Genomic DNA, 23,559 nt, shown 5'->3' with positions numbered 1-23,559 from the left:
GATAGAAGGAGGGAGAACCATGGACGAGAACTACGAGCCGAAGCAGATCGGCAGCGATGAGAGCCGCGGTAAGGACAAAAAGAAGAAGAAATCATGGGATTACGAGAAGGAGATCGGCCGGTTGCAGGTCGAACTCGCCCATCTGCAGGCCTGGGTGAAGAAAGCCGGCGCAAGGATCGTCATCGTCTTCGAGGGACGCGATGCTGCAGGAAAGGGCGGAATGATCAAGCGGATAACGGAAAAGGTCAGTCCGCGCGTCTTCCGCGTCGTGGCGCTGCCCGCACCGACCGAGCGCGAGAAATCGCAGATCTACATGCAGCGTTATATCGCCCATCTGCCGGCCGCCGGCGAGGTCGTGATATTCGACCGCAGCTGGTACAATCGCGCCGGCGTCGATCGTGTCATGGGCTTCTGCAGCGATAAGAAGGCGCAGCGCTTTTTGGAACTCGCGCCCCGCTTTGAAGCGGCCATCGTCGAGAGCGGCGTCATTCTGCTCAAATATTTCCTGACCGTCAGCGAGGAAGAACAGGAGCGGCGTTTCAGGCGCCGGATCGACGATCCAGTGCGACAGTGGAAGCTGAGCCCCATGGATGTGGAATCCTATCAGCGCTGGTGGGATTATACCCGTGCCTATGACGAGATGCTGCGGATGACCGACACCAATCATGCACCATGGTGGATCGTGCCTTCGGACGACAAGAAACGCGCGCGGATCAACTGCATCTCGCACATCCTGCAATCCATTCCCTATGAACGGGTGAAGTTTGACGAACCCGATCTCGGGAAACGCCAGAAGCGTCCGGCCGGCTTCATGGAGGATCGCAGCATCCGCCACGTCGTACCCGATACGACGCCGTAACCGGCGCTGGCCTGGAAGTGGTGGGCGCAACGATGGACCAGCCAGCCGATACGCCGGCGCAGAAGACCGATGCAGGCCAGATTTCGATAGAGGCGAGAGTAAGCGACCTTGTCCGATTGGGCATCATTGGCCTTTTTGCCTATTGGACGATGGTTCTCATTGCACCCTTCGTACTGATCGTCATCTGGTCGGCGATCCTTGCGGTGGCGCTGTTTCCGATGTTTGAGGCACTCTCGCGGCTGATTGGAAACAGGCCGGCAATTGCGGCCACCATCATCGTCATCGGTTGCCTCGTCCTGATCATCGCGCCGCTCGCCCTTGTTGCTGTCAATTTTGCCGATGCGCTACAGGCGTTGATCGGCAAGTTACGGACGGGAAATTTCACGCTGCCTGCAGCACCCGCCGCCATTATGGAATGGCCTGTCGTCGGCGAGCGCATCCATGACATCTGGAATCAGGTTGCGGACAACCTGGCGTCCACCATCATCAAGTTTCAGGCGCCCGTTCGTGAGGTCATGGGCGTCATTGTCGCAAAGCTCGCCTCGATCGGCGGCGGCGTGCTGAGCTTCGTCGTTTCAATCATACTGTCCGGCCTGTTTCTGACTCAGGCCACGCGTCTGGCAGAAGCTATAAAGATGCTGGCAAGCCGGATTGCGGGCGAAAGGGGCGTCGGCTTCGCGCGGCTAGCTGGAACGACTGTGCGGAATGTCTCACGGGGCGTGATCGGCGTTGCCTTCCTGCAAACTCTGCTCTGTGGTTTATGTTTTGCGTTCTTTGACATTCCGGCACGCGGTGCACTGACCTTTGCGGTCTTCGTACTTTGCGTGATGCAGCTGGGGCCTGGACTTGTGCTTCTGCCGGTCGTCATCTGGGGGTGGTTCTCCTGGTCACCCGTTACTGCCTTTGTCTTCACCTGCCTTGCCGTGCCGATCACGGTCGTCGACAATGTTTTGAAACCAATCCTGATGGCGAGAGGCCTCTCGACGCCGATGCTCGTCATTCTGATCGGCGTCATTGGCGGCACGCTCTCTCACGGCCTCCTCGGCCTGTTTCTTGGGCCTGTCGTCCTCAGCGTCTTCTACGAATTGTTGAGAGCCTGGGCCTGGCCGCAGGCGACCACAGAACTCGAAACCGAACACATCGGATAAATACTGGCAGGTTCATCGGCTGGTACAGTAGACGACGACTTCCTGCTCTATTTCGCGGCAGAGCTGCTCATATTCTGAAATCAGCCTGTCTTCCCTCGGTCTTTGAGTCCGGAACCTGTCCAACGCATCGACCGCAAGATCATAGGCCTCGAACATCTCGGCGAGCGTATCGTTGGTTATCTCCGCCAGAAGATGACGGATATCCGGAAGCCGCAACATCAGTTTTCTGCGGCCGCGTTCTCGGCTCATGGGTAGCTCCGTATTCATAGCAAGTCTGCAATACGAAGACGGAAGGGAACCGGATTGTTCCCCGCACGGTAAACTATATGTTCCGGTTTGGGCGCCCAAAATGCCAGATTCGTCTGAGATGACGGGGCGCATTTCAATTCCGGGCCGTTGAAGAGGGCACCCCTTTCAATGAAGATTGGAAGGGTCGCATCGTTGATTTTGCCATGTGCGCCAATGGGTCGGGTGAATGTCCAGCATCTCACCGGTCACGGCGTTGGCCCATCCGCCGGGCAGACGCTGGCAAGGAAAAACCAGGGCATGGGTGCCTTCGTCGTCGATGACGGCGAGTTCTATATCCTCTCCGAACGGAGCTGTAATGACCAGCCGCCACATCACCGAACCCTCCCCGACGATGCACCGACCGGCAAGAGGCCATTGTTTCGGTATGCCAATTGGTCTGCCGACGTGGCTTCTCCTGCCAGCACTCTTCGGATGTTGCATTCCGCTATTCCTGCCTTGGCGTCATACCAGCGATCATGAACTCTCTTCGCAGTGAACCCAGCGTAGCGGGCGATCGCTCATTCAATGTAGAAAGTCAGATTGCCGTTGCGGGCACGCGTCGCCCATTCGATATCGTTTGGTGTCAATTTCCTGGCCTTCAATTGCTGAACGAGCCACGGGTTGGAGCGGATAGCTGCCCGGATTGCCTTCACATGTTCATCACTGCCCGGCGAAGGCACCGAACCGATTTCATGTGCGGTATGATAACTGACGACCGAAAATCGCTTGCGCTGATAGCTGTTGATGTACTCCGGCAGGTTTTCTGCCCAATTCATGCGCCGGTATTCCTTGCGGGCCTCCTCGGCGGCGACGGGCAGCACCAGCGGCGCAGCGGTTGCGATAGCAATAGCAAGCGCAAACTTCCTCATCTTTCAGCTCTCTCAAGTGGCCGTATGGCAATTGTGCCACAGAGTAGCGGAACGAAGAGCCGGAGGCATTGAGCGGGATCAATGGTGAAGGGACCGGGCCAAACGCTGCCCGGTCGATCTTCGGCAGGTCGGGTTGTGGGAAAAGACCAATAGAGCCTACGCGATGCTACTCCGAGCTACCGTCCAAAGGAGGTAAACTCTCGCTATTGTTGAGAAGGAAAAGGTAGTCAAGGCACTGGACCAGTTCTGAAGGGGCGGAGGAGACCATCATGTCCACCAAGATGGAGGCGGCGCCGCATGTTGCCAAATACGGCTCCATCGTTTCAAGCCTGACGGGACGAAAGTCGTTCATCGGATCGCAAATGGCGCGCCACGAACCTGTGCATGCTTTGCCCCAGGAGGAGAACGGGCCACAGATGAACTGGATCCGTCAGCTCTATGAGCACATGCCCGACGCTGTGTTTTTCATGAGTAGCAAGAATAGAATTTCAGCGTGCAACAGGGCTGCGGTGACCCTGTTCGGCTACGAGGAAGAAGAATTGCTCGATGGCAAGATCGACCTCGTCTGGTCCTCGACGCCGGGCGTCCAGCTCAGGGGACGCTGGGCGGACCGGGGTGCGGTGCGCGCTGGCCTAGCAACGACCAAAGCCGGTGTTCAGTTTCCAGCTTCCCTGACCGTTATCCGGGAGCAGGACGAAAGAGAACCCTTTGCTGCGGCGATCTTCGAGGACTTCCGAACGGAGCGCGAAACATTGCAACAGGTTCAGGAGCTTCAAGGTGAATTGGCGCGTCTGGCAAGAATAGTCGCGCTCGGGGAGATGACCGCGACGCTTGCTCACGAATTGTCCCAACCGTTATCTTCGATCACCGCTTACTCGGAGGGCTGCGAGCGCCTTGTGACAGACGACCGCCGCCGGCACGGCGGAGAACTTCGCGAAGCCTTGTCCGAAATTACGCATCACGCCTTGTGGGCAGGAACGATCGTCCAGAATATCAGGGAATTCGCAAGGTACGGCACCGTCGACAAACGACTGGAAGCAATGCACACCTTGATTCCCGACGCAACGACACTTGCGCTCGCCGGAGCATTCCGGAAGGGCCTGCACATCGATCTGCAACTCGAAGCAGAGCGGGACATCGTGCTTGCAGACCGCGTCCAGATCATCCAGGTGTTGACGAACCTTATTCGCAATTCCGTGGAGGCGACCGATGGCGTGGAGCAACCGTCTATCGAGATCCACACCAGAATCGATGATTTCTCGCAACTGATTGTCGACGTGTCCGACAATGGCTGCGGAATTGCCACCGAGATCGAAGAGGCGTTGTTTCGCCCGTTTGTGACTAGTAAACCGCGCGGACTTGGCATGGGCCTGGCGTTGTCCAAACGCATCATCGAAGCGCACGGAGGCCACATAAGGGCGCGCAAGGGATTGCAGTGCGGTGCAATCCTATCGTTTTCGCTTCCGCTGGTGGAGGCTGCAATCAATGGCGAATGACCTTACAATCCATCTCGTCGATGACGAGGAATCGCTCCGGCGATCTTTAACGTTTCTGCTGGTATCGGCAGGCTTTGCGGTTCGCGCACATAGTTGCGCGAAAACTTTTTTGGATCTTCTACCGCTGTCAGGACGAAGCTGCCTCGTTACCGATCTAAGCATGCCCGATATCCATGGCATCGAATTGCTTCGACGATTGAGGCGCGTAAACGCAGACGTGCCGGCGATCATCATTACCGGCCAGGGAGATATCGCGACGGCGGTTCAGGCGATGAAGGTTGGAGCATCCGATTTTCTGGAGAAACCGATCGACGAAGAGACCCTGATTGCAGCCATCAATGGAGCAATGAGGCAAGGGTGGTGCGGCAGCGCCGTGACCGATTGCGAAAATGCTGCGGCGCGACTACGCCAGCTCACGGACCGCGAACGCCAGGTCCTGTCCGGCGTGCTCGATGGCTTACAGAACAAAATGATAGCCTATCATCTCGGCATCAGCTCGCGCACCGTGGAGGTCCATCGCGCCAATGTGATGGCCAAGATGGGCGCGCGCAATCTGGCGGAACTCATGCGAATGGCCATGACCATCGATACCGCGGCGCAACCGTTTGAAACCGCAAAGACTTTGCCGGCCGGCAGTTCGGCCATTTATCTTCGATAATTCTAATACACGCCTTGCAACCTCAGGCTCGTGGGATATGATAGGTTATAAAGGTCTTAAATGATTGCGTGCTCTTGTCGTAGGGGCGGTCATGAGGAGCGCAAAGGTCAGTGCTTTCAGTAGGCTTGGGCCGACGGCTGACGAGATCTGCCGGCAGGTAGAACGGATTCTTACAAGCGAGGAATTTCACGCGCCGAAACGCGGACGAAGTTTCCTGGAATTCGTCGTTAAAGAGACGCTTGCAGGTCGATCAGGCTTCCTGAAGGCATTTACGATCGCAAATGTGGTTTTCGGTCGGGAAGCTTCGTTCGACCCGCAGAACGATCCGGTTGTCCGGATCGAAGCAGGCCGAATACGAAAGGCGCTTGAGCGTTATTATCTCGTCGCAGGCCAAGAGGACGACGTCGTCATCACGGTGCCCAAAGGCGGATATGTCCCGCATTTCGAATATGCGCGGGGTGCCCCGGCCCCACTAGATCCGGTAGAGATCCTGGACAGGGCACATGACGCTGAATACGAAGCTCAGGATCATTCGCTTCCGAAAACGCATCGTCCGGGATTGGTCACCCTTTTGGGTCTCGGGGCTGCGCTCGCAGTCGTGCTGGCTCTTTTTATCCTCGCACTCACGCACGCATTGTCTTGGCGTGACGCTTCGACCGCGGTCGTGACGCCAACACGTCCTGGGCCAAAGGTGTTCATCGAATTTTTCACCGAAAGCAGCTCTGCTGACGCCGGCTTGGATATTGCACGGGGTCTCAGGGACGACATTATCGGGCGGCTTGCCCAGTTCGACGACATCGTCGTGGTCGCCGATCCGCTGCGTGGCGAGCACGGCGCCTCTGCCGATTACGCATTGCAGGGCAATGTCCAGCTCGATGGAAGCAGGCTGCGGGCTGCTGCCAGACTGGTGCGCCAATCGGATGGAGTCGTCATCTGGGCCGATAATTTTGATGCCGATCTTCAAACTCAAAACGAGCTTGCGATTCAAGGCAATGTCGCACGGCTGATCGCCGATGCGATCGCACAGCCCTATGGCGTGATCTTCCAGACCCACACGGATAAGCCAGCGAGACCGGCACAGACGGGAGACCAGACCGCCTATATCTGTATGCCTGCCTATACCAGCTATCGCCAGACCATGACCGCGCAAAGTCACAGTGCGGTACGCGAATGCTTGCAACAAGCGACGCAGCGTTTTCCCGATGACGCAGTGTCCTGGGCGTTGCTGTCCACGGTCTATCTCGACGAGATCAGATTCCGCCACGCGCTGGGTATGTCATCGTCAACCCTGCCTCTCGCACTGGCGAACACTGCGGCGGAGCGAGCGATATCGCTTGCGCCGGGAAATCCCAACGTGCTGCAGGCACAGATGCTAGTGAACTTTTTCAGCGGAGATATCGACGAAGCCCTGAAGGTAGGGACCGCAGCCTACGCCGCAGACCCTGACAATGTAGAACTCGCGGGCGAATACGGTTTTCGCCTGGCGATGTCAGGGAAATGGCAATCGGGCTGCGAGTTGCTGTCGGTCGCCCTCAACAAGGGTATTGGCGCCAGAGGTTATTATGAGATCGGCATGGCTTTGTGCGCCTTCATGAAAGGCGATATCGAAGAGGCTGAGCAATGGTCTAGGCGGTCCGATCTCGACAACAATCCCATGCATCGCCTTGTGCTTCTATCCATCCTCGGAGCAGCCGGGAAGATGGGCGAGGCCATGCAGCAAAAAGATTGGCTCAATATCCACGCGCCCGTTTTGATGGCGAATATCCGTCAGGAGGTTTCGCTCCGACTGCCACGACCAGAGGACCAGGAACGCTTCCTGAACGGACTGCGTGCCGCGGGACTGGTCATCAGCGCTGTGTCGGCAAGATAAAAGCTATTGACCGGCGCCGACGTTATTCAGCCTGTGGCTGCTCGATACCTCCATGGCGATTTGTGCTGCGAGCTCTTCTTCAACATCAAGAATGGCATGGCCGCGCAGGTCTCGATCATATTGATTTGCCCAGACAACTGCACCGTCAGCGCCGTTTATCAGGCGGACATGCAGGTGAAGGATCGCGCCTTCGACGAGCACACTTCCTTGCAGGTTGAAAAGTAAGCCGGACATTTCCACGCTGGACCTGCCCGGAGCAATCACGATAAGATTCTCTATCTTCATGAGCTTTGCAATCAACTGATCGGCCAATCCCTTCACGAAATCAGCTCCCTGCGCAGTGCCCCCAAGGACGGTAAAGGGATCGACAACAATCGTGATCTTGCTCTTCACCGCTGATGTAGCCGGCGCCGGTAATGGTTTTGGTGGAAAGAGATAGGCCTCAAGCGGACGGATAAGGGCGAGTATGGCAATTGCCCCGAACAGCGCGACGACACCGATCGGCAACAGGAGATCCCGATAGCGCACCGGTCGCTCCTGCTTAAGGGACCATCGCTTAGTCTTGTGGTTCTGCGGGATGGAAACTTCGTCTGCAATCGAACTGTCTTCTTCCACTGAAAAGTGCGGCGCATAGCCTCCTTTGGGAATTGTAATCTTAATGTGATCACCACGGCCGCAGACGAGATAGTATCGTTCGAGCGCGCGTCGGATCCGCCCTGCTTCAATGCGGACAACCGGATCACTTTGAGCATCGAAGGAGGCATCGCGTCCAAACACCGCCTGTGCAATCGTATAGGCCTTGAGCTGTTCGCCACGGCCTTCAAGCGTCTCTTCAACAATATATTGCAGGAAACGGCGGCCGCGCTCGGGGGCAAGGAATTCAGGACTGGCGAGGATAAGGTCAAGCTGCGCACGCACGCCCGCAGGATCTTGAAATGCGCGGCTGTCTCCTCCTTCATCCGATGCCATCAGACCTCCCGCGATACATCGTGTCGCTCTCATCAAGGAGAATGGACCTTATACACCGGTCGATGAGCCCGAGCTTCAGTAACACTACGTAAGGGGTATATCGAATACCGGCGCGGCCTGCGATTGCTTATGCTGCGATATGGATTGAGGGCGACGCGTATGCTTCAAAACCAGACGATCGTAAAGCAAACGACAGTTGAGGGCCACCGCCATGGCCACATTGCCGGAGCGGCCAGGGATCAATCAATCCGGCTCAAGCCCGACGAAACGATATATAGCGAAGGCGAACACGCTCTTGCGATCTACCAGGTCGAAGCGGGCGCGGTGCGGATCTACCGCCTCACGGCACGCGGTCAGCGATATATTTTATCCTTTTGCGGCAAGGGCGAATGGTTTGGACTCGAGACAGGTAATGTGCGAACCGATTTTGCAGAAGCCGTCTGCGAAACCTGTATCAGGCCCTTTCGCGCCGATCAGGACACAGTTGTCCCCATAGACCTTCTCCATATTGCTCTGACGAACCTCGCAAAGGCACAGCACAAACAGCTCGTCATCACCGAGCAAAGCGCTCTGAAGCGCGTTGCTGCCTTTGTCAATGAAATGGCCGATCGTCATCCCCGAGATTGCGAATTCGATATGATGATGTCGCGCAGCGATATCGCCGACTATCTTGGGCTTACCGTCGAAACCGTCGCCCGGTGCTTCACGAAACTCCGCGAAAAACGCATCCTCCGCCTGAACGGCAAACTGCAACGCGTCGTTCGCCTTCTCGATCACGATGCACTCATCGCAATGACGATCTAGCGGCAGCAAATTCCAGCAGAATTGATCGTGTAAAAAGAGGAATTGAGCAATGAGTTACGTATCCGGTCGCATTTCAAACGGATTGACCAAAATGCTCCTTGCAGGCCTGGTCTCGCTGGCGGCGGTTCCGCTCACCACCCTCCAGGCGCAGGACAATCCGTTCGATCAATTTCCATTGCTCATCCAATGCAAATACAAAGATACCTATCATGCCTTCTACATATCACGTATCTCCGCGGACGGTGTCGCGACCTATATGGCATCTGAACGGATTGCCGGCACGATCACCCTGGATGGCCACGCGAAGGCAACCGGCGGCGCGGAGGGCGGCAGCTGTGTCGGCAAGACCCTAGAAGAGCTTCGTGCATCCGGCCAGGCCTTTGACTTTAAACGTTAAGTGAGGACGAGGCCTAACGGCAGGTCGCTCGAGCGGATAAGAAACACCGCGCCGGTTCGATCAGTTTAGCCCTTGGTTGCCCCTGCAGTCAGCCCGCCGACGAAAAGGCTCTGGAAGAACAGGAACAAGAGCGCGATCGGGAGCGTCATCACCATGGAGGCGGCCATGACCGCTCCCCAATCGGCCGGCGTCGTATGTGTGAGAATGATACCGTCGACGGCCCCCTCCTCGACCAGATCCCGCACGGTTGCGAGTGGATCATCTGCCTGAAACTGCGGTGCCGCCGTGGTATGATAGTCACTTTGCTTCATCGCGCCACAGTGCGCAGTGTCACCCGCTGCATGCCCCTGCGGGATGCCGCCAGTTTTGTTCGATCCGCCACGCAGTTTTCCTCCAGTTCGCCGGACGACGCCCATTCCGCAACACCGCAATGTCTAGCCTATCATACGAGTTGCGTGCAAAGGGTGTTGCCAGATCCACGCCAGCGGGCGGGATTGGGGAAAACATCAGCGTTGATGGCGACAGCTTCCGCTAGCCACGCAACCGCCGTTCCCGTAGAAGCGGATAACCATTTGGTTATTTCGCAACCGCTGAGGTGTTCACCATGAAATTCTACAAGCTTCCGCAAGCCGACCTCGATGTGTCGAGCATCATCCTCGGAATGATGCGGATCGCCAATATGAGCAACGGCGAAATCCAGCAGCTGGTCGGCGCCGCTCGCGACGCCGGCGTGACGTTTTTCGACCATGCGGACATTTACGGAGGCGCACCGCATCGCTGTGAAGCCCGCTTCGGCGAGGCTATTTCGCTCACCGCCGCCGAGCGCGAAAAACTCCTCATCCAGAGCAAGGTCGGCATCCGCAAGGGATTCTTCGATTTCTCTGCCGAACATATTCTGGCCTCGGTGGATCAATCGCTTGCAGCGCTGAAAACCGATTATCTCGACGTGCTTCTGCTGCATCGGCCGGACACGCTTGTCGAACCCGAGGAAGTCGCGGCAGCCTTCGACACGCTTGAATCTGCCGGTAAGGTCCGGCATTTCGGCGTCTCCAACCACACGCCCGGTCAGGTCGAACTGCTCAAGACCGCAGTCAAGCAGCCGCTCATCGTCAATCAGGTGCAGCTCAGCATCACCCATGCGCCGCTCATTGCCTCAGGCATTGCCGCCAATATGGCCGGGCTCGACCAGTCGGTCGACCGCGACAACGGCCTCCTCGATTATTCCCGTATCAACGGCATGATGCTGCAGGCATGGTCGCCTTTCCAGAAGGGTTTCTTCGATGGCGTATTCCTAGGTGACCGCGAGAATTTTGCCGATTTGAACGACGCCATCGACGAGCTCGCAAAAGCCTATGGCGTAACCCCGACGGGCATTGCCGTCGCGTGGATCACCCGCCATCCTGCAAAGATCCAGGTCGTCCTCGGCACCACGAAGCCGGAGCGTGTCGCCGAAGCCGCCGCCGGCTCTTCTGTCTCGCTCACTCGCGAGGAATGGTATCGGCTGTTCAGGGCTGCAGGGCACACGCTGCCCTGACCTGCCGCTATGATACGGTCGCCTGATAACCAGGCGGCCGCCACTGCAGCTGCCGGCATTACGCTAAGTCGTTTTTAGCGAGACGAGGCAAGCTCAAACGCAGAGCCGCCGCTCGAGGCTGGCGATGTCGGATTGGCTCAAGCCTATCTTCGTGAGATAGGAATCAACGCCGCCGTAACGTCTGGCAAGGTGGCCGAGTGTGCGGGCCATGCTGTGCGGCGCCGACGCAAGGACTGCGTCCGCAAGGTTGGAAGGTATGCCGCGCGCGACCGCCCGTGCGTGGAGGTCTGCAAGCAAGGGAGAGAATATCGATCCGGTCAGCGCGTAATCTTCAATGATAACAGCGTCGTCGACGCCGGCATGTGCGAGCATCAGAGCGGCAATGATACCGGTACGGTCCTTGCCGGCTGTGCAATGGAATAGGACGATCCCTTCCGGCGCATGTGCAATTGTCCTCAGCACTTTGGCGATTGCCGGCTGACAATTATCGAGCGCCTGGCAGTAGCGGTCACCCATATCGAAATGGGGTGATTGCGCCGCCATCATTTCGACTGGCGCCAATGCCGAGAATAGCGCAACATTGTCGTACTGAACCCGCGCATCATTCGTGAAAGGATTGGCCTCCCGGGCCAGTTCCTGCGGGTTGCGCAAATCGATCACAGTCGTCACCCCGTGAGCGATCAGTGCCTCGATATCGGCCGCGCTCAGCGCATGCAGAGCGTCGCCGCGCAGGACCGAGCGCCAGCGCGTCAGTCCACCGTTGCCGGCCGGATAACCGCCAAGGTCGCGCACGTTGCGGGCGCCGGTGAGCGCGATAAGTCTCTCATAATTTTGCATGATCAGCGGATTCCGGATTTCATGAAGGATTCGATGACGTGCCGCTGGAGAACGAGATAGATCAGCAGGATCGGCAGGCTGGCGAGCGCCGCGGCCGCCATCAGCGGCCCCCACAGATTGCCCTCCTGCGTCATGAACATCTGCAGGCCGATCTGCACGACAGAGTTTTCGGGTCTGCGTGACAGCAGGAGCGGCCAGAAATATTCGTTCCAGGCGGAGATGAAGGCGATGATCGAAAGCGAGGCGATCGGCGCCCCCATATTCGGCATAACGACCTGCCAGAGAATGCGAAAGCTTCGTGCCCCATCCATGCGCGCGGCTTCCAGCACTTCGGTCGGGAAAGCCCGTAAGGCATGATAAAGCAGAAGGATGGCAAAGGCGTGTGCCGCGTTCGGCACGACGAGCCCCGTCAGCGTATCGAGCAATCCAAGCCTGGAAGCGAGCACGTAGTTCGGGATCATGGTGACCTGAAACGGCACCAGCCAGGACAAGGCGATCAGACCATGGACAACGGCCGACAGCCGCATGCGCCACTGCACAAGCGCATAGGCGGTCAGCATGCCCGTAGTCACCTGCAGAAGGGCGGTCGCGGCCGCGACGACGGCCGTGTTGAAGAGCATCTGCAGCATCGGTACGCGCGTCAGCACGAACAGGTAATTGTCGAACGTCGGATCGGACGGCCAGAGCGCCGTCGAGAACATCTCGTTTTCCGGCCTCAGCGACGTAACGATCATCCAGTAGACCGGAAAGATCGAGATGAGCGAAAGAAGGATCATGATGGCGTGCACGCCGAACTTGCGGAGGAGCCCGCGGGACGGTGCCGATCGGCCCGGCCGGTGATTGCGGAGGGCTTCAGTTGTCATAGAAGGCAATCCTCTTCGTCAGCCACATGCAGAGAGCCGCAAGCACGGCGAAACCGGCAAAGGCGATCATGCCTGCAGCCGAACTCCAGCCGGTCGAAAGCGTTTGAAAGCCGTATTCCCAAAGCAGATAGAAGATGTTCGTTGTCGATTTGAGCGGACCGCCATTGGTCAGCACGTTGATATAGGCAAAGCTCCATTGCGCTCCGAACAGCACCGTCATCATCGAGAGCAGCAGGATGGTCGGCGACAGCAACGGCAGCCTGATATCGCAGATGATGCGAAGCCGGCCGGCGCCATCGATGCGCGCGGCTTCGATATAGGATGGGTTGATCCCCGCATTCGCGGCAGAAAACAGCAGGGTCGAAAAGCCGATCAGCTTCCATCCGGTGATCCAGGTCAGCGTCGGCAAGGCATAGGCAGGATCGGTCAAGAAGCCGATGCGCCCAAGCCCGAGACGTTCAAGGGCGAGCGTGACGAGCCCCTGGTCCTCGTTCAGAAGCCAGCGCCATAGAATGGCTGCGACAACCGGCGCGATGATCATCGGCACGAAGATCATCGCCCGATAAATCGTTCGGGCGCGGCCTCCGAGATCCTGAGTCCAGATTGCGACGAAAAGGGGAATGATCACCGACATTGGAAACAGGCCGATCGTATAGTAGAGCGTGTTCCAGAGGGCATTACGCATTTCCGGCAGCGCCAGCAGCCGCTGGTAATTCGCGAGCCCCACAAAACGTTGCGGCGATGTCGGCAGCATGTTCCACTGATAGAAAGATAGGCGAAATGTCTCGGCGAGCGGCACGTAGGTCCAAACCATCAGCAGGACGAGCGCGGGCGCCAGGTATAGCCAGGGTGAAATGGTGAAGCGTTCACGGGTGATCTGCGCTCGTGCCGTAGCCTGTTTCGTTGAGGCGGGACCCACCACCTCTGCCTGGATATCCGTCATTGGCGAAAGCTCCGATCGGTTGCCCATAGAGGGCGGCAGGTGTCGCCGCCCCCTCACCTTCCAAAGCAGGTTTACGGCATCAGGTCCTGCCCCTGCTCCTGCGCACCCTTCAGGGCTTCGACCGGATCACCGTTTCCAAAGACGGCTTCACGAACACCGTCCATCATCATCTTTTCGACCTGGCGATAGTTCGGTCCGGGAAAGGCGACATTGGCCGTCAGGCGGTCAAGCTGTTCGAGGTTGGCCCGGAACATCGGGTTCTCATTGACCCAGGGGCCAAGGTAGTTGGGGTCATCGACGATATCGAGGCGCAGCGGCAGATAGCCGATCTTGCTGGTGATGATCGTGTAGGCTTCCTTGCTCGTCAGATATTTGAGGAGCTCATAGGAGGCGCGCTGTTTGCCGGGATCCTTGCTGAAAACGAAAAGGGCGCTGCCGGAATTGGTCGGTGCCGTCGGCTTGTCGCCGAAGGAAGGCATCGGCGCAAGGCGCAGGTCGAATTTGCCCTGGGCTGACTTCTTGACGCTGGAAAGCAAGGCACTCGTATAGAGGAACATGCCCATGTTGCCGGCGGCAAACGTATCGGATGCGCTGGCCGGATCGATCTTGGCATGGGCGCCGCTGTCGACCATGCCACGCAGCATCTTGACGGCATCGGCCGCGTCTTTGTCGGCAAAAGTCAGCTTGTTGCCGTCGCGCACCCTGCCGCCATTCGACATGACGATCGACTGATAGACGAAGGTGCCGTCGGTTGGGCCGTAGGCGCCGGGGAAGAAGCCATTCTTGCCGGTCTTTTCCCTGATTGCCTTGCCGGCAGCGTTGACATCATCCCAGGTTCTGGGCGGTTTGTCCGGATCGAGGCCTGCCTGCTTGAAGAGGTCGGCGTTGTAGAAAAGGATCGGCGTCGAGAATGTATAAGCAAGGCCATAGGTCTTGCCGTCGACCTTGCCAAGCTCCAACCCCTGCGGGATCATGCCGGTAACCTGATCCTTCAGTTCGTTCTCATCGACCATATCTTCAAGGGCATTGGCGCCGAGGTCGCTGGCAATATAGATCAGATCCCTGAAAACCAATTGCGCCACGTCCGGCTGCTTGCCGGCGACGATATCGGCCTGCACGCGCGACATGATCTCATTGGACGGGACGGCGATGGTCTCGACCTTGATGTTGGGGAATTTCTTTTCAAAACCGGCAATCAGTTCCTTGGTCGCATCGGCCCCGGCGCTCGCCGAGGCGAGATTGTAGTTGTAGAAGCTGATCGTCACCGGCTTGTCGACGGATGCGGACATTCCGGCAAAAGCACCTAAAGGTAAGAGCGAGACGGCGGCGAGCGCTGCCGTGAATTTCAATGCAGTTCTGCGCAACATGTCTGTCTCCTGGGACTTATTCGGCGGCGACGGGAACAGCCCGCGCCAGCAGCATTTCAAGCGGATAGGTGTTGAGTTCGGCGCGATCGGACGGCAGCGGCACGAAGGCCATAGTGAGGCCGGACGGGCGGATCGTGCCGATACCAAAAGAGGCGCCGCGCACCATGCGCAAAATGTCGGTGCGCAGAATGTCGGTCGCAGCATGCTGGCCGGTGCCGACGACGACGGGGATGCCGTGCCAGACCGAGACGCGGTCGTGATGGATGTGGCCGCTGAGGATGCCGACGATATTCCGGCCCTTGAGCAGTTCGCGGAACCGTTCCGACTGTGGGAAATGAATGGTGCGCCAATGGGTTGTATCGGGTTCGTCACCCAGAGCCGGCGGATGATGAACGACGATGAGCTTTGGCAGGTCGGAATGGGTATCCAGCGTCGAAGCCAGCCAGTCAAATTGCTCCGGATCGATCGTGCCGCCAATCAGGCCCGGTGTCGAGGAGTCGATCGTGACGATGTGAATGCCGTCGACGACGTCGTCGTGATCATAAGGGGCGTCCGGATCATCCGTCGCGATGCCCATGCCCTCGTAGAAGCCGGGCCGCGTGTCGTGATTGCCAAGCGCATAGATGACGGGCACATCGATCCGCGCATCCATGATTTCTTTCAGACGGCGAAAGCTCTCCGCGTCGCCGCGATTGGTGAGATCACCGCTGGCGATCACGAATTGCGGCTTCGGCGTGACTGTGGCGACCAGATCGAGCACCTGGCTGAGCGTTTCGGTCGTATCGCTATAAAGATGGTCATCATCGGCGGTGCCGATGTGCAGGTCGGTCAGATGAATGAAGGTGGTATCGCGGCGCATCGGAAGGCTCCCTGACGGTTCTCCTAAGGGACCGATAGAGGGAGCGTGTTTCGCAGGCGTGACGGATTTCGAATGCTGTTCGAAACACGTTCGGACCGGATCAGCTGATGTCAGGAAGGCCGCCGGAACATCGGCGCAATGACCTCTACCATTCGCGCGATGACGAGATCGGGATTGTCGAGATCCATCTGATGGTTGGTGAGAACCTCAGTTCTCTGCCGGCTGCGGGTGACCTGTGAGCGAATGCCGAGCGCACAGTTCAGACGCCAGCCGATATCCACCTCGTCGAGCCAGGGCGCGATCCGCTTCAATTGCGGGATGAAGGCGCGGTGATGCTCGACATCCTCGATGATGCGACGGTAGAGAGGCGCGCTGTCACGGTGGGAATGGGCCATGTAGGTGAAGTGCGACAACACAGGATAGCTCGACGTCGGGTCGGTTGCCCAGCGGATCGATGGACCGACGAGAGCTGCTATCACCTCTTCGATATCGGGAGGATTGGGCGCCCGCCGATCGACGGCTTTCTGCAGCAAGCTGAGGCGCTCAGCGTTTAACCGGCGATAGACGCGTTCGGCAACAGCCGTGATCAGCTCCTCCTGGGATCCGAAATGATAGGCGATCGCCGAAGGCGTCGCCTGCGCCTGGATCGCAATCCGGCGCGCTGTCAGCTCTTCCAGGGCGTGCGCCTCGCAAAGCAGCAGCTCGCAAGCATCCATGAGGCGTTTTGCAGTGACGTTCGTTCGATTGGACATGAGGCGAGAACCTCCGCCCAATGGCGTAGGCCGCAAGTGTGTAGTCCAGATGACGCAGAGCGATGAAAATTCGGCGAATGCCGGTGTCGCCCTCAATATGAGGCCAGCAGGTTCTGCCCGAAATCCGGTTCGACGCCCAGGATCGGTGCGACGCGGCTGATAATGTCGTGCACCATCGGAGCTGCCGTATTCGTAGCGAATGTCAGCCCGTGCTGACCGGTCAGCGGTTCGTCTATGAAGGACAGCACCACATATTTCGGCGCATCGATCGGGAAGGCCGCCAGATAGGCGTTGAAGCTCAGCGTGTGCGAATAATGGCCATTCACGACCTTGTTCGCTGTGCCTGTCTTGCCGCCGACATGGAAGCCCGGTACGTCGGCGGTGCGTCCGGAGCCTTGTTCGCCGTTGAGCTTGAAGAGATAACGGATCGTGTCGCTGGTGCTTTTCTTGACGATCTGCTGTTCGGTCTTCGCTGCCTCTTCGGCCGTACGCGGCAGGAAGGTCGGCTCTATGAGCTCACCGCCATCGACAAGGGCGGCACCGGCAACCGCGGTCTGCAGCGGTGTGGTTGCCACGCCATGACCGAAGGAGATCGTAATCGAATTGATCTTCTTCCACACTTTCGGCTGTGTCGGCGTCTTCACCTCCGGCAGTTCGGTTTGCATCTTCGTCAACAGGCCGAACCGGGTGAGATAGTCCTTCTGGCGATCCATACCGACTAGGTCCATCATCCTCGCCGTGCCGATATTGGAGGAATAGCGGAAGATTTCCGGAATGGTCAGCCAGCGGCGCGGCACGTCATGGTCGTCGTGGATGGTGAAGCCGCCGTAGTGCAGCGGTCCGGTGGCGTCGAAACTGTCGGAGAGTTTCACCGTGCCACTGTCTAGCGCCAATGCCATCGAGAAGGTCTTGAAGGTCGAGCCCATTTCGAACGTACCGTTCGACATGCGGTTCAGCCAGCCTTCGCTGCCGGTTGCCTGCGGATCATTCGGATCGAAATCGGGGGCGGACGCCATGGCGAGCACTTCGCCGGTATGGACGTCGAGGATGACGGCGCCGGCAGCCTTGCCCTTGTATGTGGTGATAGCGTCGGTGACGACGTCGTGAACCGCATTCTGCGCTCGGATGTCGATCGACAGGCGCACCGGCTCCAGATTCTCGCGCACCGCAAGTCCGGTGGATTCCAAATCCGAAAGACCCTGCATGTCGAGATACTTCTCCATGCCGGCCATGCCCTTGTTGTCGATATCGACATAGCCGAGGATGTGGGCTGCCGTGCGCCCTCCGGGATAGAAGCGTTTCACCTCCGGGCGGAAGCCGATGGCCGGAAGGCCGAGGGCCAGAACGTCGCTTTGTTGCTTCGGCGTCAGCTGGCGGCGCAGCCACGTGAATTGCGAACGCTTGTCGGACAGCTTCCGATAGAGCGCTTTTTGGTCAAGCTCCGGGAAAAGATGTGTGAGCTTCTCGACCGCTTCATCCACATCGACCATATGGCTCGGCTCGGCAAACATCGAAACCGTGCGGATATCGGTCGCCAGAAGTTCGCCATTGCGATCGAGAATATCTGGCCGGGAGGCCATGATCGGATTTGGCGGAATGCTCGATGTCGTCGTATCGACGGCAAGGCCATAATAGATGAGCTTGCCGAACATTCCGAGGTAGACGATGCTGAGAGCACTCGCGAGCGTGACGATGCGGCTTCTCGCTTGCCGTGCCGTTCCGGTCTTGCGAGCGGCCCGCGTGAAGGGAGCAGATTCGAAGGTGAGCTTCACCAGCCGACCGCTTCTTAAGCTGATACTATGAATGATCGACATCGACACACACCGAGAACAGAACGCACCAGCGCATAATCCACTCGTCTGCATCGGCCATCGAAGGGGACATGTGCGAATTCAAAGTCCTGCTGCGGACCGAATTCTCGCGCCTCAGGCAGAACGTTCAAACCTCTCTCCATCTGGGACCTGGATGGTTAACAACGTCTTATTCTGCTGCGTGCATTTTGTCGCAGTAATCCGATTTGGGCTGCGCCACATTCGGTCGCGGATTTAAAACGATTTTAAAAATCACCTCACGAAACTAATCGATTTTAATTCTATCGTTAAAATTTTCTTGTTGCAGCGCAAAAGGATTCGCGCCTAAATCGCTCCGAAGGTCAATTTGCTCTTTGGAGGAACGCATATGACTGTGGCATTTCCGCTGACTGAAAAGCGCAATGTCGACGAACTTCTGAAGCACCTGATCCAGCACAATCTCTCTTATCCGGGAAACTGTGCCGTTTCGCTCAAGGCTCATGTCGCCCTCGTCACCTCCTCCCACTCCTTCGCGCTGGGTACGGCGCGCACGGCTTGGTAGCAATCAGAAGCCGGCTTATAGATTATCTATGCCGCGAGACCGCTGCGAACTTTAGGTGGCCAACGCACGGTAAGCTCCTTTCCACCCAATAACCATCAAAGCACTTAGGCTGCAGGCGTAATAGCAACTCGTTCTCGATCTTTTGGGGGATGAGAAGAGTTTTATATTGTCCTAAATCAGAAATCTGATTTACTGGCGCCGCGCTGCTTGGCTTTGAGGGGGATATGGCCGATGGTGTGGACCCGCAGGAATATTCTGGCTGGCGGATTGGCGTTACTTGGGGCAGGCGCGGTACAAAGGCCGGCTTTTGCTCAGGCAGCGTCCTATTTCGCTGGTACCGCTGTCGATAATGGCGTCACGTTCCGAGCAACGAACTTTGCCAAAATCGACAGGCAATGGCACCGCCAGGTGGTGAAATATTTCAGCAGCGAACCAATCGGCACCGTAGTTGTCGATACGCGGCACCATTTTCTCTACGTGATCATGGAGAACAAGACGGCCATCCGTTACGGCGTCGGCGTCGGCCGCGAGGGCTTCAAATGGTTCGGCCGCGCCACGATCGACAGCAAATCACTTTGGCCGCGCTGGACACCGCCACCGGAGATGCGCAAGCGCCACCCCGAACTGCCAGAATTCGTGGCGGGTGGCTCACCAAAGAATCCACTTGGGCCCCGTGCCATGTACTTGCACCGGGACGGCGTCGATACAGGCTATCGCTTCCACGGCACACTTGAGCCGTGGAGCATCGGCAAAGATGCCTCCAGCGGCTGTATCCGCATGTTCAATGAAGACGCCATCGATCTTTACCAGCGTTGCCCGATCGGCACCGCGGTACAGGTCTTGCCGCATATTGCCGACCAGGCGCCAGCCGCCGAGGTCAGCCAGGCAACCCCTGTCGAATGAGGAAGATCAACTTGATGTCTGTTAGGATCGGATATGCGAGGCGCCTTTGCGTCGCGGCGGCCATGTTTTTGACGCTCACAGCCTGCACCACCACGGATATCGCCTCCGTGGAAGAGCCTCCCGCGGCGCCGTTGACTGGCCAGACCAATGATCCCGCGCCCGGTTTTGAAAACGTCAAGGCTGGCAGCGAAGAGGACTTCATCCTCAACGTCGGCCGACGAATCTACTTCACGCAAGATTCCGCCAAGCTCGATTCCGTTGCCATGGCGACGCTGGATAATCAGGCTGCCTGGCTCAACAGAAATCCGGCCTGGCTGATCAAGCTGCAGGGATTTGCTGACGATACCGGTTCAACATCGAAGATGAAGACGCTGTCACAACAGCGCGCCGACGCGGCAATGGCCTATCTGGCCTCGAGGGGCGTGGACCCGAAACGGATGTGGGCCAAGGGTTACGGCGAGGACCGAGAAGTCCGCGACTGCACGGAGCGTTCCTGCAGGGTACAGAACCGACGCGTCGTCGCCAATCTGCGCATGGAACGTGATGCGACCTGATCGCCGCTTATAACATCGATCGCTGAGAAACTCCTCCGACCTCCGCCGTCCTTGCACACGTCCGTGGAATGGAAACATGTGTTCCTGCTCGATCGAGGTAAAGCACCCTACTCCGCCTCATCAATATTGATGAAGTGAAGCAGCCGACCTCCATCTTCCTCAAGGCTCCGTCAGACTGCACACTGGTGTTGCGGCGCTGGACTCTGCGTCCGTCGTCCGCGCAACGCCTAAGGCATTGAACTTGTATCCGCTTAAGGATGCTTTGCAGGCTGGACACGTAGATGAAGTTATCGTACCGCGTTCCTCACATCTTCTTTCGTGCGGCGTTTGCCATCAGTGCTCTCGTCCTTCTTGCCGGGCCTGTGTCACCGGCTCTCGCCGACGACACTCCCTTTGCTCCTCAAACGAAAATCCGTCTGACGATTGCCCAGTGGATGCCATCCAAAGGCCAGTTTGAACGATGGGATGCGATCGGCGGCGAATACACCGTCTCGGATGAGGGCGCAGTCTTTTTGCCCTTCCTTGGAGCCCTTCCCGTCGGCAAGCTTGATAATGCCGGCCTCGCAAACCAGATTGCCACGCGTCTGCAGGAAAAGATCGGACTGATGCAGGCACCTGTGGTGATGATCGAAATTCTCGAATATCCGCCGATCTATGTCGTGGGAGACGTAGCCAAGCCGGGAGAGTATAAATTCCGCCCCGGCCTTACCGTCCTGCAATCGCTCGCAATGGGCGGCGGCCCGCTCCGCGCCAAAGGCGAGCAACAAACGCAGTCGATCAGGCTCGCAGGCGAATTACGCGAAACCGATCACTCGATTTTGCGCAGCGCCGCAAAGCTGTCGCGGCTCCAGGCGGAGATGGACGGAGCAAAAGAGATAACCTTCGACCGGACGGATGGCAGCGACCAGCAATATGCGGCGGGGATCTATAACGAGGAACGGGTCATTTTCCGGGCTCGAGCGAGTGCGCTGGAGAGACAGTCAAAGGCACTCGTGGAACTGCGTGACCTTCTGAATACCGAAATTTCGACGTTGGAAGAAAAGCAAGCGGGGGCAGACGAAAATATCAAATCCGTCGAGGACCAACTGGTCAGCGTTAAGACGCTCGTCGAGAAGGGCCTTACGCTCTCGTCGCGGCAAATGGACCTGCAACGGCTGCTGACGACCTATCGCGCTGACAAGCTCGACCTCGTCACTGCGATCATGCGGGGCCGTCAGGCCATCAGCGAGACAACACGGAATCTCGAGGGGCTTGCTGATACGCGCCGAAGCGAAATCGCAACCGAAGCGCAGTCCGAACGGGCAAATCTCGATCAGCTCAAAATGAAACGGGAACTGACGCAGAAGCTGCTCATCGAGGGGCTCGCCACTAGCGCCGACGCTAAAAACCCTGGCGATGAACTCCCGCTTACCTTTACCGTAAGCCGGCGGAATGACGGACAGATCAAACAATTCCCGGCCTCGGAAACGACGGCGTTGGAGCCCGGTGATGTGGTGAGAGTGGTCCAACCTCATATTTTGGAAGGCTCGTCCGATCCTGACTCCGCCGAGTCTTCCGAACAACCTCAAGCGCTTGCGGATCGGGCCAGCCAGTGACCGGCGAAAGCATGTGTTGCAACCAACAACTTTGCTGCCAGCCTATGGCCAGGGATATCTAATGACCTTGCGCATGATACCTCCTCGTGGCCAGACCTATACCCAGATTCTCAAATCGACGATGCTGATGGGCGGCTCCTCGTTGATAAACGTCGCGCTCAGCATCATCAGAAACAAAGCTCTGGCAGTCCTGCTCGGGCCGGAAGGCGTGGGACTTATCGGCCTCTATGGATCGATCATCGATATGGCCCAAGCGATTGCTGGTCTGGGCGTGAGTAGCAGCGGCGTGCGCCAGATCGCCGAAGCTGCCGGCACCAGCGACGCAGACAGGATCGCACGATCGGCGACCGCGCTCAGGCGCATATCGATGGTACTCGGCCTTCTTGGTGCGCTCTTGCTTGCCGCACTGGCCTTTCCGGTCTCGAATTTCACCTTTGGCGACTCCCAGCATGCAGCAGGGATCGCACTCCTCTCTCTAGCCGTATTTTTTCGGGTGGTCTCCGCCGGACAAACCGCATTGATTCAGGGAATGCGGAACATCGGAAGCCTTGCCGTCATCAACGTGCTCTCGGGGCTCTTCGGAACCGTGGTCAGCATCCCGCTGATCTATCTGTTTGGCGCACAGGCCATCGGGCCGTCCCTGGTCGTGGTCGCGGCTGCTTCAATTCTTCCCACCTGGTGGTACAGCCGACGAATCTCCACGCATCGCCCAGCAATGTCGGCGCGCCAGTTCGGCCAGGAAGCGACCGCTCTGCTCCGGCTCGGCTTCGCGTTCATGGCAAGCGGGCTTCTGACCTTCGGGGCGGCATACGCCATCCGCATCATCGTGCTGAAGGAGGGGGGCGTTGCCGCGGCTGGATTGTATCAGGCGGCTTGGGCGCTTGGCGGGCTCTATGCCGGTTTTATCCTGCAGGCGATGAGCACGGACTTCTATCCGCGCTTGACTGCAGCCGCAGACAACAATGCCGAGTGTAATCGGCTGGTCAACGAGCAGGCGGAAATAAGCCTGCTACTGGCCGGGCCTGGTCTGCTCGCCACCTTGATCCTCGCACCGCTCGTGATGAGTTTGTTCTATTCTTCGGAGTTTCATGGCGCCGTGGAGCTTCTGCGGTGGATCTGCCTTGGAATGATGCTCAGGATCGTCGCCTGGCCGATGGGTTTCATCGTCTTGGCGAAGGGTGCGCAGACGATCTTCTTCTGGACGGAGGTCGCAGCAACGCTGGTGCATGTGGGGCTGGCATGGCTCTTTGTGTCAAAATTTGGCACGCCAGGGGCCGGCATGGCTTTTTTCGGCCTATACGTCTGGCACAGTATCCTGATTTACGTCATCGTCCGCCGGTTTACCGGCTTTCGCTGGTCGCCCGCCAACCGGAGGCACGCGCTTCTGTTCCTGCCGACGTCGGGATTGGTATTCGCGGCCTTTTTGATCTTGCCGCCATGGTCGGCGATGGTGATTGGCTGCGTCGCCGTGGCTGCGAGCGGGCTTTACTCGCTACGCATGTTGGTCGAACTGCTTCCACCGGAGTCGGTACCCGCAATTGTCAGAGGATGGATCACGAAATCCGCATAAGAAAAGCGCGCATCAGATGATGCACGCTCCTTCTGATGCGCTATCCATTTCCCGCGGTATGCAGGTATCACT

General features: G+C 58.1%; 25 protein-coding genes. 13 read left to right on the top strand and 12 right to left on the bottom strand.

Annotated features, from left to right (window positions below):
* Window positions 1-19 precede the first annotated feature (19 nt).
* Window positions 20-859 carry a polyphosphate kinase 2 gene (gene ppk2 / locus EV281_RS19790; protein ID WP_132655389.1) on the top strand — a complete coding sequence of 280 codons (840 nt, stop codon included), beginning with the start codon at window positions 20-22 and terminating at the stop codon, window positions 857-859.
* 32 nt (window positions 860-891) lie between these two features.
* Window positions 892-2,007 (top strand): AI-2E family transporter, encoded by a 1,116-nt coding sequence (locus EV281_RS19785; protein ID WP_132655387.1) that lies wholly within the window; start codon window positions 892-894, stop codon window positions 2,005-2,007.
* 12 nt (window positions 2,008-2,019) lie between these two features.
* Here the strand turns inward: EV281_RS19785 and EV281_RS19780 are convergent, their stop codons facing one another.
* The 3 genes from EV281_RS19780 to EV281_RS19770 form a co-directional block, all read right to left on the bottom strand.
* Window positions 2,020-2,256 (bottom strand): hypothetical protein, encoded by a 237-nt coding sequence (locus EV281_RS19780; protein WP_132655385.1) that lies wholly within the window; start codon window positions 2,254-2,256, stop codon window positions 2,020-2,022.
* Window positions 2,257-2,421: 165 nt separating this feature from the next.
* A complete protein-coding gene (locus EV281_RS19775) occupies window positions 2,422-2,736 on the bottom strand; it encodes a hypothetical protein (protein WP_165911928.1) in 315 nt (104 codons plus the stop codon).
* Between the two features lie 77 nt (window positions 2,737-2,813).
* Complete coding sequence (locus EV281_RS19770; RefSeq protein WP_132655383.1) at window positions 2,814-3,164, bottom strand: hypothetical protein; 351 nt, start codon at window positions 3,162-3,164, stop codon at window positions 2,814-2,816.
* A gap of 269 nt (window positions 3,165-3,433) precedes the next feature.
* Here EV281_RS19770 and EV281_RS19765 point away from each other — a divergent pair, with 269 nt between their 5' ends.
* The 3 genes from EV281_RS19765 to EV281_RS19755 all read left to right on the top strand — a co-directional run bounded on the left by EV281_RS19765 (window position 3,434) and on the right by EV281_RS19755 (window position 7,188).
* Window positions 3,434-4,660 (top strand): ATP-binding protein, encoded by a 1,227-nt coding sequence (locus EV281_RS19765; protein WP_132655381.1) that lies wholly within the window; start codon window positions 3,434-3,436, stop codon window positions 4,658-4,660.
* Complete coding sequence (locus EV281_RS19760) at window positions 4,650-5,318, top strand: response regulator (protein WP_132655379.1); 669 nt, start codon at window positions 4,650-4,652, stop codon at window positions 5,316-5,318. The genes EV281_RS19765 and EV281_RS19760 overlap by 11 nt, the downstream gene beginning before the upstream one ends.
* A gap of 91 nt (window positions 5,319-5,409) precedes the next feature.
* Entirely contained in the window at window positions 5,410-7,188 is a 1,779-nt protein-coding gene (locus EV281_RS19755; protein ID WP_132655377.1) for a hypothetical protein, read from the top strand.
* A gap of 3 nt (window positions 7,189-7,191) precedes the next feature.
* Here the strand turns inward: EV281_RS19755 and EV281_RS19750 are convergent, their stop codons facing one another.
* Window positions 7,192-8,157: a hypothetical protein gene (locus EV281_RS19750; protein ID WP_132655375.1), complete on the bottom strand. Its 966-nt coding sequence runs from the start codon at window positions 8,155-8,157 to the stop codon at window positions 7,192-7,194.
* Between the two features lie 159 nt (window positions 8,158-8,316).
* Here EV281_RS19750 and EV281_RS19745 point away from each other — a divergent pair, with 159 nt between their 5' ends.
* Together EV281_RS19745 and EV281_RS19740 are read left to right on the top strand one after the other, a co-directional pair.
* Window positions 8,317-8,961 carry a helix-turn-helix domain-containing protein gene (locus EV281_RS19745; protein WP_132655373.1) on the top strand — a complete coding sequence of 215 codons (645 nt, stop codon included), beginning with the start codon at window positions 8,317-8,319 and terminating at the stop codon, window positions 8,959-8,961.
* A 49-nt stretch (window positions 8,962-9,010) separates the two neighbouring features.
* A complete protein-coding gene (locus tag EV281_RS19740) occupies window positions 9,011-9,358 on the top strand; it encodes a hypothetical protein (RefSeq protein ID WP_132655371.1) in 348 nt (115 codons plus the stop codon).
* Between the two features lie 65 nt (window positions 9,359-9,423).
* On the opposite strand, the gene EV281_RS31735 is transcribed toward EV281_RS19740, so the two are convergent.
* Window positions 9,424-9,669 carry a hypothetical protein gene (locus EV281_RS31735; RefSeq protein ID WP_245508315.1) on the bottom strand — a complete coding sequence of 82 codons (246 nt, stop codon included), beginning with the start codon at window positions 9,667-9,669 and terminating at the stop codon, window positions 9,424-9,426.
* A 293-nt stretch (window positions 9,670-9,962) separates the two neighbouring features.
* Between EV281_RS31735 and EV281_RS19730 the strand changes: the two genes are divergently transcribed.
* Window positions 9,963-10,892: an aldo/keto reductase gene (locus tag EV281_RS19730; RefSeq protein WP_132655369.1), complete on the top strand. Its 930-nt coding sequence runs from the start codon at window positions 9,963-9,965 to the stop codon at window positions 10,890-10,892.
* 93 nt (window positions 10,893-10,985) lie between these two features.
* Here the strand turns inward: EV281_RS19730 and EV281_RS19725 are convergent, their stop codons facing one another.
* The 7 genes from EV281_RS19725 to EV281_RS19695 form a co-directional block, all read right to left on the bottom strand.
* Entirely contained in the window at window positions 10,986-11,729 is a 744-nt protein-coding gene (locus EV281_RS19725) for a tyrosine-protein phosphatase (RefSeq protein WP_132655367.1), read from the bottom strand.
* A 2-nt stretch (window positions 11,730-11,731) separates the two neighbouring features.
* Window positions 11,732-12,592, bottom strand: coding sequence for a carbohydrate ABC transporter permease (locus EV281_RS19720; RefSeq protein ID WP_132655365.1), 861 nt, complete (start codon window positions 12,590-12,592; stop codon window positions 11,732-11,734).
* Complete coding sequence (locus tag EV281_RS19715) at window positions 12,582-13,535, bottom strand: sugar ABC transporter permease (protein ID WP_132655363.1); 954 nt, start codon at window positions 13,533-13,535, stop codon at window positions 12,582-12,584. The genes EV281_RS19720 and EV281_RS19715 overlap by 11 nt, the downstream gene beginning before the upstream one ends.
* Window positions 13,536-13,606: 71 nt before the next feature.
* Window positions 13,607-14,902: an ABC transporter substrate-binding protein gene (locus tag EV281_RS19710; protein ID WP_132655361.1), complete on the bottom strand. Its 1,296-nt coding sequence runs from the start codon at window positions 14,900-14,902 to the stop codon at window positions 13,607-13,609.
* 16 nt (window positions 14,903-14,918) lie between these two features.
* Window positions 14,919-15,761, bottom strand: coding sequence for a metallophosphoesterase (locus tag EV281_RS19705; protein WP_132655359.1), 843 nt, complete (start codon window positions 15,759-15,761; stop codon window positions 14,919-14,921).
* 110 nt (window positions 15,762-15,871) lie between these two features.
* A complete protein-coding gene (locus EV281_RS19700) occupies window positions 15,872-16,513 on the bottom strand; it encodes a TetR family transcriptional regulator (RefSeq protein WP_132655357.1) in 642 nt (213 codons plus the stop codon).
* 92 nt (window positions 16,514-16,605) lie between these two features.
* Window positions 16,606-18,327, bottom strand: coding sequence for a penicillin-binding protein 2 (locus EV281_RS19695; RefSeq protein ID WP_132655355.1), 1,722 nt, complete (start codon window positions 18,325-18,327; stop codon window positions 16,606-16,608).
* A 364-nt stretch (window positions 18,328-18,691) separates the two neighbouring features.
* On the opposite strand from EV281_RS19695, the gene EV281_RS31225 reads away from it, so the two are divergent.
* The 5 genes from EV281_RS31225 to EV281_RS19675 all read left to right on the top strand — a co-directional run bounded on the left by EV281_RS31225 (window position 18,692) and on the right by EV281_RS19675 (window position 23,487).
* Entirely contained in the window at window positions 18,692-18,865 is a 174-nt protein-coding gene (locus EV281_RS31225; RefSeq protein ID WP_165911927.1) for a hypothetical protein, read from the top strand.
* A 231-nt stretch (window positions 18,866-19,096) separates the two neighbouring features.
* Window positions 19,097-19,768, top strand: coding sequence for a L,D-transpeptidase (locus EV281_RS19690; protein ID WP_132655353.1), 672 nt, complete (start codon window positions 19,097-19,099; stop codon window positions 19,766-19,768).
* Window positions 19,765-20,322 (top strand): OmpA family protein, encoded by a 558-nt coding sequence (locus EV281_RS19685; RefSeq protein WP_132655351.1) that lies wholly within the window; start codon window positions 19,765-19,767, stop codon window positions 20,320-20,322. Before EV281_RS19690 ends, EV281_RS19685 begins: the two co-directional genes overlap by 4 nt.
* Before the next feature lie 281 nt (window positions 20,323-20,603).
* Complete coding sequence (locus tag EV281_RS19680) at window positions 20,604-21,917, top strand: SLBB domain-containing protein (RefSeq protein WP_132655349.1); 1,314 nt, start codon at window positions 20,604-20,606, stop codon at window positions 21,915-21,917.
* A gap of 61 nt (window positions 21,918-21,978) precedes the next feature.
* Entirely contained in the window at window positions 21,979-23,487 is a 1,509-nt protein-coding gene (locus EV281_RS19675) for an O-antigen translocase (RefSeq protein WP_132655347.1), read from the top strand.
* Window positions 23,488-23,559: the final 72 nt, after the last annotated feature.

The sequence above is a fragment of the Rhizobium sp. BK418 genome (assembly GCF_004341105.1).
Classification (GTDB): domain Bacteria; phylum Pseudomonadota; class Alphaproteobacteria; order Rhizobiales; family Rhizobiaceae; genus Rhizobium.
The sequence above is the reverse complement of the archived record's forward strand: the minus strand, read 5'-3'. Positions and strand labels throughout refer to the sequence as shown.

What these genes read in the sequence shown, in the direction of transcription:
- EV281_RS19715 (WP_132655363.1), bottom strand. Translation starts at nt 13,535, where the DNA reads ATGACGGATATCCAGGCAGAGGTGGTGGGTCCCGCCTCAACGAAACAG.
- ppk2 (WP_132655389.1), top strand. Translation starts at nt 20, where the DNA reads ATGGACGAGAACTACGAGCCGAAGCAGATCGGCAGCGATGAGAGCCGC.
- EV281_RS19710 (WP_132655361.1), bottom strand. Translation starts at nt 14,902, where the DNA reads ATGTTGCGCAGAACTGCATTGAAATTCACGGCAGCGCTCGCCGCCGTC.
- EV281_RS19760 (WP_132655379.1), top strand. Translation starts at nt 4,650, where the DNA reads ATGGCGAATGACCTTACAATCCATCTCGTCGATGACGAGGAATCGCTC.
- EV281_RS19770 (WP_132655383.1), bottom strand. Translation starts at nt 3,164, where the DNA reads ATGAGGAAGTTTGCGCTTGCTATTGCTATCGCAACCGCTGCGCCGCTG.
- EV281_RS19730 (WP_132655369.1), top strand. Translation starts at nt 9,963, where the DNA reads ATGAAATTCTACAAGCTTCCGCAAGCCGACCTCGATGTGTCGAGCATC.
- EV281_RS19705 (WP_132655359.1), bottom strand. Translation starts at nt 15,761, where the DNA reads ATGCGCCGCGATACCACCTTCATTCATCTGACCGACCTGCACATCGGC.
- EV281_RS19700 (WP_132655357.1), bottom strand. Translation starts at nt 16,513, where the DNA reads ATGTCCAATCGAACGAACGTCACTGCAAAACGCCTCATGGATGCTTGC.
- EV281_RS19725 (WP_132655367.1), bottom strand. Translation starts at nt 11,729, where the DNA reads ATGCAAAATTATGAGAGACTTATCGCGCTCACCGGCGCCCGCAACGTG.
- EV281_RS19685 (WP_132655351.1), top strand. Translation starts at nt 19,765, where the DNA reads ATGAGGAAGATCAACTTGATGTCTGTTAGGATCGGATATGCGAGGCGC.
- EV281_RS19745 (WP_132655373.1), top strand. Translation starts at nt 8,317, where the DNA reads ATGCTTCAAAACCAGACGATCGTAAAGCAAACGACAGTTGAGGGCCAC.
- EV281_RS19750 (WP_132655375.1), bottom strand. Translation starts at nt 8,157, where the DNA reads ATGGCATCGGATGAAGGAGGAGACAGCCGCGCATTTCAAGATCCTGCG.
- EV281_RS19695 (WP_132655355.1), bottom strand. Translation starts at nt 18,327, where the DNA reads ATGTCGATCATTCATAGTATCAGCTTAAGAAGCGGTCGGCTGGTGAAG.
- EV281_RS19720 (WP_132655365.1), bottom strand. Translation starts at nt 12,592, where the DNA reads ATGACAACTGAAGCCCTCCGCAATCACCGGCCGGGCCGATCGGCACCG.
- EV281_RS19780 (WP_132655385.1), bottom strand. Translation starts at nt 2,256, where the DNA reads ATGAGCCGAGAACGCGGCCGCAGAAAACTGATGTTGCGGCTTCCGGAT.
- EV281_RS19690 (WP_132655353.1), top strand. Translation starts at nt 19,097, where the DNA reads ATGGTGTGGACCCGCAGGAATATTCTGGCTGGCGGATTGGCGTTACTT.
- EV281_RS19765 (WP_132655381.1), top strand. Translation starts at nt 3,434, where the DNA reads ATGTCCACCAAGATGGAGGCGGCGCCGCATGTTGCCAAATACGGCTCC.
- EV281_RS19680 (WP_132655349.1), top strand. Translation starts at nt 20,604, where the DNA reads ATGAAGTTATCGTACCGCGTTCCTCACATCTTCTTTCGTGCGGCGTTT.
- EV281_RS19785 (WP_132655387.1), top strand. Translation starts at nt 892, where the DNA reads ATGGACCAGCCAGCCGATACGCCGGCGCAGAAGACCGATGCAGGCCAG.
- EV281_RS19755 (WP_132655377.1), top strand. Translation starts at nt 5,410, where the DNA reads ATGAGGAGCGCAAAGGTCAGTGCTTTCAGTAGGCTTGGGCCGACGGCT.
- EV281_RS19740 (WP_132655371.1), top strand. Translation starts at nt 9,011, where the DNA reads ATGAGTTACGTATCCGGTCGCATTTCAAACGGATTGACCAAAATGCTC.
- EV281_RS19775 (WP_165911928.1), bottom strand. Translation starts at nt 2,736, where the DNA reads ATGCAACATCCGAAGAGTGCTGGCAGGAGAAGCCACGTCGGCAGACCA.
- EV281_RS19675 (WP_132655347.1), top strand. Translation starts at nt 21,979, where the DNA reads ATGACCTTGCGCATGATACCTCCTCGTGGCCAGACCTATACCCAGATT.
- EV281_RS31735 (WP_245508315.1), bottom strand. Translation starts at nt 9,669, where the DNA reads ATGAAGCAAAGTGACTATCATACCACGGCGGCACCGCAGTTTCAGGCA.
- EV281_RS31225 (WP_165911927.1), top strand. Translation starts at nt 18,692, where the DNA reads ATGACTGTGGCATTTCCGCTGACTGAAAAGCGCAATGTCGACGAACTT.